This is a genomic window from Streptomyces sp. NPDC059037 (assembly GCF_042740015.1).
Taxonomy (GTDB): Bacteria; Actinomycetota; Actinomycetes; order Streptomycetales; family Streptomycetaceae; genus Streptomyces.
In genome coordinates this window covers 21,495-33,119 of record NZ_JBHYIG010000076.1, presented here as the reverse complement: position 1 = coordinate 33,119, position 11,625 = coordinate 21,495, and the positions used below count along the sequence as shown (strand labels likewise).

Genomic DNA, 11,625 nt, shown 5'->3' with positions numbered 1-11,625 from the left:
TGCGGTGCGCTTCGGTTTTTTTTTCTCACTTGACTTTGATTTGTGGCGGGGGGGGGGCGCCCCCCCCGGGCCCCCGGGGAACTGCGCGATCAGCCACGACGCCCCCGCGGACAAAGTCCCGCCCGCCCCGCCACAGGGCACCCCCGGAACCGCCCCCGAGAGGAAATTCATTGGCCCCGCCACGCGCCCCCCGCATAAGATGCCCGGTCTGCCCGCGGGAAGCGCACCCGCCGTCGCCCGGACGGAAACCGGTCGGCCCCCCTGTCGCACACGCACCCGCATCGCCGGAGAGCTTCCATGCCCGCAGAGTCCGACCCCCTGGCCCGCGAACGGGCCCACCTCGCCGCCTCCCGCGGAGCGCTCCGCGCCATGCGTGAGGACGCCGAGGCCCTCGACATCCGTGACGTCACCGCGAACTGGGTGAACGCCGCCGTCCTGCAGAGCCAGATCGACGAGCGGATCAAGTCCCTCGCCGATCTCTCGCACACGCCTCTCTTCTTCGGACGGCTCGACTATCTGCACGCCCCCGGCGCCGAGCAGGCGGAAGGCGCCGAGGGCGAGCAGTTCTACATCGGGCGGCGGCATGTGCACGACGGCGATGGCGATCCGATGGTCATCGACTGGCGCGCGCCGGTCTCCCAGCCGTTCTACCGGGCCTCCAAGAAGGACCCGATGGACATCGCCCTGCGGCGCCGCTTCGGCTACACCGGCGGCGAGCTCACCGCGTACGAGGACGAGCACCTCAGCGACGCCACTGAGGACCAGCAGACCAGCAAGCTCCTCCAGCAGGAGATCGAGCGGCCGCGCGTGGGGCCGATGCGGGACATCGTCGCCACCATCCAGCCCGAGCAGGACGAGATCGTCCGCAGTGGTCTTGGCGGAAGCGTGTGCGTCCAGGGCGGGCCCGGGACCGGGAAGACCGCCGTCGGGCTGCACCGTGTCGCCTATCTGCTGTACGCACACCGCGAGCGGCTCGCCAGGACCGGCACCCTCGTCATCGGGCCGAACGCCTCCTTCCTGCACTACATCGAGCAAGTCCTGCCCGCCCTCGGGGAGTTGGAGGTCAGGCAGGCCACCGTCGACGATCTCGTCGCGCATGTGGAGGTGCGGGGCACGGATGACCCCATCGCCGCCCTCGTCAAGGGCGACGCCCGCATGGCCGAGGTGCTGCGCAAGGCCGTGCGGTCGCACGTGACCATGCCCACCGAGCCCCTCGTCGTCGTGCGCGGGTCCCGGCGGTGGCGTGTGCCCGCCCATGAAATCGAGGAGATCGCGGGGGAGTTGCTCGAACGCGACATTCGGTACGGGGCCGCTCGTGACGCCCTTCCCCAGCGCATCGCCCACGCCGTCCTCGTCCGCATGGAGCAGGCCGGCGAGGCCCCCGACGACCGCGTACAGGACGCCGTCGCGCGCAACGCCGCCGTGAAGGCCGCGGTGAAGGCCGTCTGGCCGCCCGTGGATCCCGCGAAGCTCGTGCTGCGGCTGCTCTCCGACGCCGACTTCCTCGCCGAGCACGCCGAGGGGATCCTGGGCGAGGAGGAGCAGAAGGCCGTCCTGTGGGCCAAGCCGGCGCGGAGCGTCAAGAGCGCCAAGTGGTCCGCCGCCGATGCCGTGTTGATCGATGAGGCGAGCGATCTCGTTTCGCGTACGCATTCGCTCGGGCATGTCGTGCTCGACGAGGCGCAGGATCTCTCCCCCATGCAGTACCGCGCCGTGGGGCGGCGCTGCACCACCGGTTCCGCCACCGTCCTCGGCGACCTCGCGCAGGGCACCACGCCCTGGGCGACCCGGAGTTGGGCCGAGGCCCTCGCCCACCTGGGCAAGGGTGACGCCGTGGTGGAGGAGCTGACGGCCGGTTTCCGTGTGCCGCGCGATGTCATCGCGTACGCGTCGCGGCTGCTGCCCGACATCGCGCCCGGACTCGCCGCGGTCGACTCGGTGCGGGAGTCGCCCGGCTCGCTCGCCGTGCGGCACGTCGTGGACGTCGAGGGGCTCGACGCGGCGTGCCTGGAGGCGTGTGCCGATTCGCTGCGGCACGAGGGGTCCATCGGCCTCATCGCCGCGGACGCCCGCGTCCCCGCGCTCGCCGACGCCCTGACGGCGGCCGGGATCTCGTACCTCTCCCCCGGCCAGGAGACCACGGCCGAGGCCCGGCTCACGCTCGTGCCCGCGTCCCTGGCCAAGGGTCTTGAGTACGACTATGTGGTGCTCGACGAGCCCGCCGCCGTGGTGGACGGGGAGCCGGACGAACGGACGGGTCTGCGCCGGCTGTACGTGGCGCTGACCCGTGCGGTGTCCGGCCTGATCGTCGTGCATGCGGCCGGACTGCCCGCACAGCTTGCCTGACGGCCCGTCAGTCGGCCTTCTCGGACGTCTCCTCGGACGCCTTCCTGGAACCGTCCGCCGCGGAAACGGCGGACGGCAGGTGCGTCACCACCAGCGCGATGCCCGTGATCGTCACGATGCGCGTGGCCGCGTCCAGGCCGTTCCAGTCCTCCGACTGCCACATGGCGAACCACTCGCCGCCGATCCCGATGAAGCCCACCCCGAACAGCAGGATGAGCATCAACAGGCCGATGGTGCCCGCGCGTTGGGCACGGCGCAGGCCCTCGGGGCTGCGCAGGCCCCTGGCCCACAGGACCGTCGCCGTGCCGAGGACGAGCGCGGCCAGCGTCTCCCAGGCGATGATCACCACATACGCGGTGTCCTGGAGCGCGGTGGACTCCACCGCGCGCCACATCAGGTCGTCGTCCTTGAACGTGGTGTCCATCGCCAGGACATGGCGGACGAACTGCTGGTTGGAGTCGAAGTCGGTGATGTTCCCGAACGCGACGAGCGCGATGTAGAGCGCGAGCGTCCCGGTGAACAGCAACGCGACGACGGGCAGCGTCCCGGCCCTGAGTATTCGTTCCGCGGGACGCGTTTTCTCTGCTGGTCTCGACATGAAGTCCCCTCCGTTTCGATCCCAGTTGTATCGGCCCCGCGGGGAATCGATCAATCGTCGACCGCGGCCCTCCACCGGGCGACGGCCGCCGCGGAGACCGGTGCCGACCAGCCGTCGGGGCGGGACGCGCCGCCGATGTGGAAGGCGTCGACGCCGGCCGCCTTGAGCCGCGGCAGGTGGTCGAGGCGGAGGCCGCCGCCGACCAGGATCTGCTGCTCGTAACCGGGTTCACCGGACCGTGCCGCCTCGGTGAGGAGTGTGGTCAGGCCCTCGTCGACGCCTGCCGCCGAACCCGCCGTGAGGTAGGTGTCCAGGCCCGGCAGGTCCGCGAGCTGCTTGCGCAGGGCGTCGCGGTCGGCGGCCCGGTCGATGGCCCGGTGGAACGTCCAGCGGCAGCCGTCCAGGGCGCCGACCACCGTCTCGACCGCGGCCAGGTCGGGACCGCCCGCCTCGTCGAGGAAGCCGAGGACGAACTCGTCGGCACCCGCCTCCCGCAGCTCGCGGGCACGGCGTACGAGCGTGTCGACGTCGCCTGCGGAGAATCCGTCCGCGAGGCGCAGCATCACGCGCAGGGAGATGTCCACGGCGGCGCGGATCTCGGCAAAGGTCTCGCGGGACGGGGTCAGGCCGTCCGCGGCCATGTCGGTGACCAGCTCGAGGCGGTCGGCGCCTCCCGCCTGGGCGGCGACGGCGTCCTCGGCATCGAGGGCGATCACCTCCAGGACTGCACGCTTGCTCATGGATGTCTTCCTTCGGGTCCGGCGCCTCGGGGGCGGAAAGGAACGTAGAACACAGGTCTAGTCCAATTCCCCAGCCTACGCGCAGATCGCCCCGGCGCTACCCAAGCGCACCGGGGCGATCTTAAGGACGCGTACTCAGCCTTGAAGACGCGTACTCAGCTCAGCGGCTTGAACCCCCTCAGGCGCAGGCTGTTGCCGACCACGAAGACCGAGGAGAAGGCCATCGCGGCGCCCGCGATCATCGGGTTCAGGAGGCCGGAGGCCGCCAGGGGCAGCGCGCCCACGTTGTAGGCGAAGGCCCAGAAGAGGTTGGACTTGATCGTGCCGAGGGTGCGGCGCGAGAGGCGGATGGCGTCGGCCGCCGCCCGCAGGTCGCCCCGTACGAGCGTCAGGTCGCCCGCCTCGATCGCGGCGTCCGTGCCCGTACCCATCGCCAGGCCCAGGTCGGCCTGGGCGAGCGCGGCCGCGTCGTTCACGCCGTCGCCGACCATCGCGACGCTGCGGCCCTCCGCCTGGAGGCGCTTGACGACGTCGACCTTGTCCTGCGGCATGACCTCGGCGATCACGTCATCGGGGGCGATGCCGACCTCCGCGGCCACCGACGCCGCGACGGCCTTGTTGTCGCCGGTCAGGAGGATCGGGGTGAGCCCGAGCGCGCGCAGCCGCTTGATCGCCTCGGGGCTCGACTCCTTGACCGCGTCCGCGACTTCGAGGACCGCCCGCGCCTCGCCGTCCCAGGCGACCGCGATGGCCGTACGTCCCGCCGCCTCGGCCTGAGCCTTGGCCCGCTCAAGCTCGACGGGCAGGTGGATCGCCCACTCGGCGAGCAGCTGGGTGCGGCCGACGAGGACCGCGTGGCCCTCGACGATGCCCTGGACGCCGAGTCCCGCGACGTTCGCGAAGTCCTCGGGGGTGGGCAGCGCGCCCGCCTGCTCGGCCGCGCCGGTGGCGACGGCCTGCGCGATGGGGTGCTCCGAGGAGTGCTCCAACGCGCCTGCCAGGCGCAGGACTTCGTCCTCGGTGGCGTTGTCCGCCGTGTGCGTGGCGAGCAGGGTCATCTTGCCGGTGGTGACGGTGCCGGTCTTGTCCAGGACGATCGTGTCGACCTTGCGGGTGGTCTCAAGGACCTCCGGGCCCTTGATCAGGATGCCGAGCTGGGCGCCGCGCCCGGTGCCGACCATGAGGGCGGTCGGCGTGGCGAGGCCCAGGGCGCAGGGGCAGGCGATGATCAGTACGGCGACGGCCGCGGTGAAGGCGGCGGTCAGGCCGGAGCCGTTGCCGAGCCAGAAGCCGAGGGTGCCGATGGCCAGGGCGATGACGACCGGCACGAAGACGGCGGAGATCTTGTCGGCGAGGCGCTGGGCGGCGGCCTTGCCGTTCTGCGCGTCCTCGACGAGCTTGGCCATCCGGGCGAGCTGGGTGTCGGCGCCGACGCGGGTGGCCTCGACGACCAGGCGGCCGCCGACGTTCAGGGTGGCGCCGGTGACGCCGTCGCCTGTGGCGACCTCGACGGGCACGGACTCGCCGGTGAGCATGGAGGCGTCCACGGCGGAGGCGCCCTCGACGACCCTGCCGTCGGTGGCGATCTTCTCGCCGGGCCGGACGAGGAACCGGTCGCCGACCTTCAAGTCGCTTACCGGGATGGTCTCTTCGCGCCCGCCGTCACGGATGACGGTGACGTCCTTGGCGCCCAGCTGCAGCAGCGCCTTCAGCGCGGCCCCGGCCTTCCGCTTCGACCGGGCCTCGAAGTAGCGCCCGGCGAGGATGAAGGCGGTGACGCCGGCGGCGGCCTCCAGGTAGATGTTCCCGGCACCGTCGCTCCGCGCGATGGTCAGCTCGAAGGGGTGCGTCATGCCGGGCGTGCCCGCCGTACCGAAGAACAGCGCCCACAGCGACCAGAGGAAGGCCGCCGACGTGCCGACCGAGATCAGGGTGTCCATGGTGGCCGCGCCGTGCCGCGCGTTGGTGAAGGCGGCCTCGTGGAAGGGCCAGGCTGCGTACGTCACGACCGGCGCCGCGAGGGTCAGCGAGAGCCACTGCCAGTACTCGAACTGCAGGGCAGGGACCATCGCCATCGCGATGACGGGTACGGAGAGCAGGACCGCGGCGGTCAACCGCTGGCGCAGCGGCCGCAGTTCCTCGTCGGCCTGCTGCTCTTCATCGGCCGGACCCTGCTCCGTACGGGCCGGGGCGGGCTCCTGCGCGGTGTAGCCGGTGGCCTCGACGGTCGCGATCAGGTCCTGGACGGCGACGTCCGCGCCGTTGTAGCTGACCTTCGCCTTCTCGGTGGCGTAGTTGACGGTCGCCTCGACGCCGTCCATGCGGTTGAGCTTCTTCTCGATCCGGGCGGCGCACGAGGCGCAGGTCATGCCACCGATGGCGAGTTCGACCTCTGCGGTGGAGGCCACCTCGGTGGTGCCGGGAGTGGTGGACATGGCTGCGGGCTCCTCGCGACGTGGGCTGGGTACCCGGGGTGGGTACCGCCGACAAGATCTATGTATACCCCTGGGGGGTACCGAACGCAAGGGGAACCCACCGCTTGACTTCATACCCCTAGGGGGTATCTTCGGAGGCGTCGGCCCGCATCGGCCCGCTTACGTCATCCATCGGGAGTCGCCATGAACACCGGACTGAAGATCACCGCCTTCGCCGCCGCGGTCGCCGCGACGTTCGGCACCGCGTACGGCGTGGGGAAGGGTGTCGACCCCGTGACCTCGCAGAAGAAGCCCGCGAGCGAGCACGGCGGCCACGGCGGCGGTGAGGAGGCCGACGCCGGCAAGAAGCAGGGCGGGGGCCACGCGGCCGAGGTCCCCGGCGGGCTGCAGATCTCCGAGCGCGGCTACACGCTGGACCTGAAGACCGCCCGCATCGACGCCGAGAAGCGCGAGCAGCTGCGGTTCACGATCGTCAGGGACGGCAGCGGCAAGAACGACAAGGACGGCAAGAACGGCAAGGACGACAAGGGCAAGAACGTCACGGCGTACGAGAAGGAACACGACAAGGAGCTGCACCTCATCGTCGCCTCACGCGACCTGACGACCTACCGCCATCTGCACCCGGCCCGCGCGGCGGACGGCACCTGGTCGACGCCGGTCGAACTCCCCGAGGCGGGCGGCTACCGCGTCTTCGCCGACTTCAAGCCCCAGGGCGCGCAGGAGGGCCTGACGCTGGGGGCGGATCTGGCGGTGGCGGGCAAGTACGACCCCGCGGGTCTGCCGGCCCACGACACGAAGGCATCGGTGGACGGCTACGAGGTCGGCCTCAAAGGCGAGTTGAAGCCGGGGAAGCCGGCGGGCCTGACCCTGAACGTGTCGAAGAACGGCAAGCCGGTGACCGACCTCCAGCCGTACCTCGGGTCGTACGGGCATCTGGTCGCCCTGCGGTCGGGGGACCTGGCGTACCTCCACGTCCACCCGACCGGCGAGCCGGGTGATGGCCGCACCAAGCCGGGGCCCGGCGTGTCCTTCCAGGCGACGGCGCCCAGTGCGGGGGCCTATCGGCTGTTCCTCGACTTCAAGCATGAGGGGAAGGTGCGGACGGCGGCCTTCACCGTCCATGCGGGGGGCTCCGCCGGTGGAGCGGACGCCGGGGGTGGGGAGACTGCCGAGTCGGGTGACTCGGGGCACGCGCACTGAGCGTGGGGCGGGGTTGTGGGCCGCTGCGGGTTCGTTGTGGCTTGTCGCGCAGTTCCCCGCGCCCCTACGGGGCGCCCCCTGAAGGAGCGCAGCCCCGAAAACGAAAGCCCCGGCCTTCCCCGGCCGGGGCTTTCGCATGTCCCGCCGCCCTCAGTCGAAGATCGGCAGCTCTGTCTCCTTCGCGCCCGCCAGTTCGTAGCGGGTTCCCGTCAGCGGGCGGCCCGTGTACAGCCTGATCAGGGTCGGGGCGTCGCCGATGTAGCGGGCCGGCGGGCGCTTGCCGTCGGGGACTCCCAGGGCCAGCGGCTCGTCCCAGCCGTCGACGTCGGCGTGCAGCGGCAGCGCAGACGTCCTCCTGCTGTGCTCCGCGAGCAGCGGCAGCGCGTCCGCGAGGCCGTCGCCGCCGTACGCGCCGGGCAGGCCCCAGGCCGCGCGCACATCCCCCGCGTGCACCCACTCCCCCAGTGACACGCCGTCGAGGCGCCCCTTGGCCTTGACCATGATCCCGCCCGCCTCGGTCATCCCGCGCTCCAGCTCGTCCACGATGCGGGAGTTGGACCAGTCGGCGCGTTCGGCGATGTCGCGCTCGTTGCTCTCGGGGCTGTACACGCCCTCCTCGAAGCGGGTCTCGACGACACGCATCAGCGCGGAGCTGCAGTGCGCGAGCACGTGCCGCACGGTCCAGCCGGGACAGCAGGTCCTGATCTCGTACGCGGAGTCGTCGGCCTTCCTCAACAGCGGGATGAGTACGTCGCGTTCGGTGCGCAGGAGCCGCCCCGGGCGCTCGGGGTCGTAGGTCTCGTCACGGTTCGTCGTGGTGGTCATGTCCGCCAGCCAAGCGTGTACGGCGGCGCGCGGCAATGGACACGGCGACGGACGGGCCGGAGTATCCAGCCCGTCCGGCGGAAGTATCCAGCCCGTCCGGCGGAAGTATCCAGCCCGTCCGGCGTTTGAGGACGAGTAACGGCGAAGCCGACGACAGACGGTCACCCCACTACGCGTTCACCTTCTCCTTCGCGGCCACCGACTCCCCCCGCATCACCAGCAGCGTCACGACACCCCCCACCGCTGCTATGGCCCCGGCGCCAACGAACGCCGCGCTGAATCCGTCCGTCAGCGCAGGCAGATTGCCCAGCTCCCCCGCCCCCTGCGACGTCGCGAGAGCGGTGAGCGCCGCGAGGCCGAGCGCGGAGCCCACCTGGTACGTGGTGTTGACGATGCCCGAGGCCAGGCCCGCCTGCTCCTGCGGGGCGCCGGACATCGCGGCCATCATCGCCGGGATGTACGCGAGGGACATGCCGAGCGCCGCCACCAGCGAGGCCGGAAGCACGTCGATCACGAACGAGCCGGTCGGGCCGACCTGCGCCAGCCACACCAGGCCGAGCGCGAGCACCAACAGACCCGTGCCGATCAGCGACTTGGCCCCGAAGCGGCCGAGCAGCCGCGCCGTGATGGCCGTCATGAAGACCATCAGGAGCCCCGTCATCGGCAGCAGCGCCGCGCCCGACGCGAACGCCCCGTACCCCATGACCTGCTGGAGGTAGAGGTTGAGGAAGTACCACATCGGGATCCAGGCCGCGCCGAGCAGTGTCATCGCCAGGTTGGCGGAACCGAGCCGCGGGACGCGCCACACCTTGAGCGGCATCAGCGGCTCGCGCACCGACTTCTGGATGACAAAGAACAGTGCCAACAGGGCCACGGCGCCGACCAGTTGGAGGACCGTCGAGGTGGTGCCCCAGCCGGCCTCCGGCGCCCGTACGACCGCGAAGACGGCGAGCGCGAGGCCGGCCGTGACGGAGACCGCGCCGAGGATGTCGACCGAGCCGCGCTTGCCCTCGACCGCGGGCAGCAGACGGGTCGCCGCGAGGGTCGCGACGCCGATCGGCACGTAAATGATGAACACCCAGGGCCAGCTCAGCCACTCCGTGAAGACACCGCCGAGGAAGACTCCGGCGGTGCCGCCCGCGGGGGCCGCCGCTCCATAGAGGGCCATCGCCTTGCCGAGCTCCTTCGGGTCGTGCCCGAAGAGCATCATCAGGAGGGTCATCGCGGCGGGTGCGATCAGTGCGCCGCCGACGCCCTGCACGGCGCGCCCGACGACCTCGACGGTGGCGGTCTGCGCGGCCGCGGCGAGGACGGATCCCGCGATGAGGACCACCCAGCCGGAGACGAAGACCTTGCGCGCCCCGAGCAGGTCGGAGAGGCGCCCGCCGAGCAGCAGCAGGCCGCCGAAGGCGATGACGTACGCGTTGAAGACCCACTGCAGCTCGCCCTGCGAGAAGCCGAGGTCCTGCTGCATCTCGGGGAGCGCGACCCCGATGATCGAGGTGTCCATGATCACCATGAACTGGGCGGTGGCGAGCACGAAGAGCGCCCACCAGCGCTTGGGATTGGCGGTTGACATGACGGTCCCCTCCTGAGAGTCCGAAGAGCGCGAAGAGCGCGAAGAGTCGAGTACCTGAATACCCCCAAGGGGTATCTAGCGCTGGGAAATTAACATACCCCCTAGGGGTACTCAAGAGTTAGGGTCGCCCCATGGCCGACGACAAGAACGACGAGCTGCGCGGGCGCTGGCTCACGACGCTGCTGCGGGCGCGGGACACGGACGAGTGCACCTACGACCCGTACAAGTACGCCGACAACCTGCTCGCCCGCTGGGCCGAGCCGCAGCGCCGGTACCACACCACCGCCCACCTGGCGGCGGTCCTCGACCACATCGACGTACTCGAAGAGCACGCGGACGACCCCGACCTGGTGCGGCTCGCGGCCTGGTTCCACGACGCGGTGTATCTGCCCGAGCGCTCGACCAACGAGGAACGCTCGGCCCGCCTCGCCGAACGCGCCCTGCCCGAGGCCGGGTTGACCGACGCGAAGACCGCCGAGGTGGCCCGCCTCGTCCGGCTCACCGTCGGCCACGACCCCGCCGACGGCGACCGCAACGGCGAGACGCTGTGCGACGCCGACCTGGCGATCCTGGCCGCCGCCCCGGACATGTACGCCGCGTACGCCGCCGCCGTGCGCGAGGAGTACGCCTTCGTCCCCGACGACGCCTTCCGCGAGGGCCGGGCGGCGGTGCTTCGCCAACTCCTCGCCCTGCCAAGGCTGTTCCGTACGCCGCACGGGGCGAAGGAGTGGGAGGGTCCGGCGCGCGCGAACCTCGCGACGGAAATGGAGCTGCTCAGCCCCTGACGCTCCCGTACGCTCGCCGCATGCTTTTCATGGGCGGGGATCAGGTGGACGAGGCCGTGGCGCACGCGGCACGGGTGCTGCGTGCGGCGGAGGGGCTCGACTGGAGCGTCAAGGCCGGTGGCCTGGAGTGGAGTTGCCTGCAGACCGCCGAGCACATCGCGGGCGATCTCGTCGCGTACGCGGGGCAGTTGACGGGCCGGGCGGCCGACGCGTACGTCCCCTTCGAGATCTCCCTCGACGAGGGCTCGGGCCCCGCCGACGCGATCAGCGTCATCGAGTCGACCGGCGGGCTGCTCTCGGCGGTCATCCGGACGACGCCGCCCGGCGTGCGGGCCTTCCACCCGTATCCCTCCGGCAAGGCCGACGCGACGGGCTTCGCGGCGATGGGTGTCGCGGAGGTGCTGCTCCACACGTACGACATCGCGCGGGCGCTCGGCATCGACGCGGAGCCGCCCGCCGAGCTGTGCGAGGCCGTGCTCGCCTGGATCTTCCCGCAGGTCACGCCCGCGTCCCGGCCCGAGGAGCAGTGGCCCACGCTGCTCTGGGCCACGGGGCGCGGCACGCTGCCGGGGCGGCCCCGCCTCGACGGGTGGCGCTGGCACAACTCCCTTGAGATTCCCGCAGGACGGATCGCCCTGCGGGAGGTCAGGCCCGCGGCGGCCGCGGATCTCGCCGTGGGCGGCACGGGTGGTCTGAACTGGATCGGCGGCGGGCCGTTCGAGGGGACGCGGACGGCGGCGGAGATGGTGACGAAGGCGTACGGATCCGGGGTGCACCGGCCCGAGTGGGGGATGTTCGCGCTGGTCCGCGTGGCGGACGAGGTCGCCGTCGGCGGGATGGGGTTCCACGGGCCGCCGGACGAGGAGGGGACGGTGGAGGTCGGCTACGACCTCGCGGTCGGCGCTCGGGGGTACGGATACGCCTCCGAGTCGCTCGATGCCCTCTCCGCGTGGGCGCTGGACCGTCCCGGGGTGGCCTCTCTGCTCGCCGTCATCGAGCACGGCAATGCGGCCTCGCAGGGAGTGGTGACCCGGGCGGGGTACGTCCGGGTCTCCGACCGGGAGGAGAACCGGGCCTACGTCCGTCGCGGGTAACGGTTCAACCCTTCCCGCGCGGA

The 11,625-nt window shown here is 71.5% G+C and carries 9 protein-coding genes; 4 read left to right on the top strand and 5 right to left on the bottom strand.

From position 1 onward, the window contains the following. Nucleotides 1-297: 297 nt before the first annotated feature. Nucleotides 298-2,346, top strand: coding sequence for a HelD family protein (locus ACFWY6_RS18090; RefSeq protein ID WP_384691068.1), 2,049 nt, complete (start codon nucleotides 298-300; stop codon nucleotides 2,344-2,346). Between the two features lie 7 nt (nucleotides 2,347-2,353). Here ACFWY6_RS18090 and ACFWY6_RS18085 read toward each other — a convergent pair whose 3' ends face one another. From ACFWY6_RS18085 to ACFWY6_RS18075, 3 genes are all read right to left on the bottom strand, one after another. Beyond that, entirely contained in the window at nucleotides 2,354-2,944 is a 591-nt protein-coding gene (locus ACFWY6_RS18085) for a DUF2165 domain-containing protein (RefSeq protein ID WP_384691065.1), read from the bottom strand. A gap of 50 nt (nucleotides 2,945-2,994) precedes the next feature. Beyond that, the gene (locus ACFWY6_RS18080; protein ID WP_384691062.1) at nucleotides 2,995-3,684 is read right to left on the bottom strand and encodes a copper homeostasis protein CutC; all 690 of its coding nucleotides are present in this window, start codon (nucleotides 3,682-3,684) and stop codon (nucleotides 2,995-2,997) included. A gap of 155 nt (nucleotides 3,685-3,839) precedes the next feature. After that, entirely contained in the window at nucleotides 3,840-6,119 is a 2,280-nt protein-coding gene (locus ACFWY6_RS18075) for a heavy metal translocating P-type ATPase (protein WP_384691059.1), read from the bottom strand. Between the two features lie 183 nt (nucleotides 6,120-6,302). Between ACFWY6_RS18075 and ACFWY6_RS18070 the strand changes: the two genes are divergently transcribed. Next, on the top strand, nucleotides 6,303-7,319 hold the full coding sequence (locus ACFWY6_RS18070) for a hypothetical protein (protein WP_384691056.1): 1,017 nt from the start codon (nucleotides 6,303-6,305) through the stop codon (nucleotides 7,317-7,319). A 150-nt stretch (nucleotides 7,320-7,469) separates the two neighbouring features. Here the strand turns inward: ACFWY6_RS18070 and ACFWY6_RS18065 are convergent, their stop codons facing one another. Further along, nucleotides 7,470-8,144 (bottom strand): maleylpyruvate isomerase family mycothiol-dependent enzyme, encoded by a 675-nt coding sequence (locus ACFWY6_RS18065; RefSeq protein ID WP_384691054.1) that lies wholly within the window; start codon nucleotides 8,142-8,144, stop codon nucleotides 7,470-7,472. 169 nt (nucleotides 8,145-8,313) lie between these two features. Beyond that, the gene (locus ACFWY6_RS18060; RefSeq protein WP_384691051.1) at nucleotides 8,314-9,723 is read right to left on the bottom strand and encodes an MFS transporter; all 1,410 of its coding nucleotides are present in this window, start codon (nucleotides 9,721-9,723) and stop codon (nucleotides 8,314-8,316) included. Between the two features lie 131 nt (nucleotides 9,724-9,854). Here ACFWY6_RS18060 and ACFWY6_RS18055 point away from each other — a divergent pair, with 131 nt between their 5' ends. After that, nucleotides 9,855-10,508 carry a hypothetical protein gene (locus ACFWY6_RS18055; RefSeq protein ID WP_384691048.1) on the top strand — a complete coding sequence of 218 codons (654 nt, stop codon included), beginning with the start codon at nucleotides 9,855-9,857 and terminating at the stop codon, nucleotides 10,506-10,508. A gap of 20 nt (nucleotides 10,509-10,528) precedes the next feature. Beyond that, nucleotides 10,529-11,602 (top strand): GNAT family N-acetyltransferase, encoded by a 1,074-nt coding sequence (locus ACFWY6_RS18050; RefSeq protein ID WP_384691045.1) that lies wholly within the window; start codon nucleotides 10,529-10,531, stop codon nucleotides 11,600-11,602. The last annotated feature ends 23 nt before the right edge of the window (nucleotides 11,603-11,625 follow it).

Excerpts from the sequence above, each read along its gene's own strand:
- ACFWY6_RS18065 (WP_384691054.1), bottom strand. The coding sequence starts at position 8,144 with ATGACCACCACGACGAACCGTGACGAGACCTACGACCCCGAGCGCCCG.
- ACFWY6_RS18050 (WP_384691045.1), top strand. The coding sequence starts at position 10,529 with ATGCTTTTCATGGGCGGGGATCAGGTGGACGAGGCCGTGGCGCACGCG.
- ACFWY6_RS18080 (WP_384691062.1), bottom strand. The coding sequence starts at position 3,684 with ATGAGCAAGCGTGCAGTCCTGGAGGTGATCGCCCTCGATGCCGAGGAC.
- ACFWY6_RS18090 (WP_384691068.1), top strand. The coding sequence starts at position 298 with ATGCCCGCAGAGTCCGACCCCCTGGCCCGCGAACGGGCCCACCTCGCC.
- ACFWY6_RS18075 (WP_384691059.1), bottom strand. The coding sequence starts at position 6,119 with ATGTCCACCACTCCCGGCACCACCGAGGTGGCCTCCACCGCAGAGGTC.
- ACFWY6_RS18060 (WP_384691051.1), bottom strand. The coding sequence starts at position 9,723 with ATGTCAACCGCCAATCCCAAGCGCTGGTGGGCGCTCTTCGTGCTCGCC.
- ACFWY6_RS18070 (WP_384691056.1), top strand. The coding sequence starts at position 6,303 with ATGAACACCGGACTGAAGATCACCGCCTTCGCCGCCGCGGTCGCCGCG.
- ACFWY6_RS18085 (WP_384691065.1), bottom strand. The coding sequence starts at position 2,944 with ATGTCGAGACCAGCAGAGAAAACGCGTCCCGCGGAACGAATACTCAGG.
- ACFWY6_RS18055 (WP_384691048.1), top strand. The coding sequence starts at position 9,855 with ATGGCCGACGACAAGAACGACGAGCTGCGCGGGCGCTGGCTCACGACG.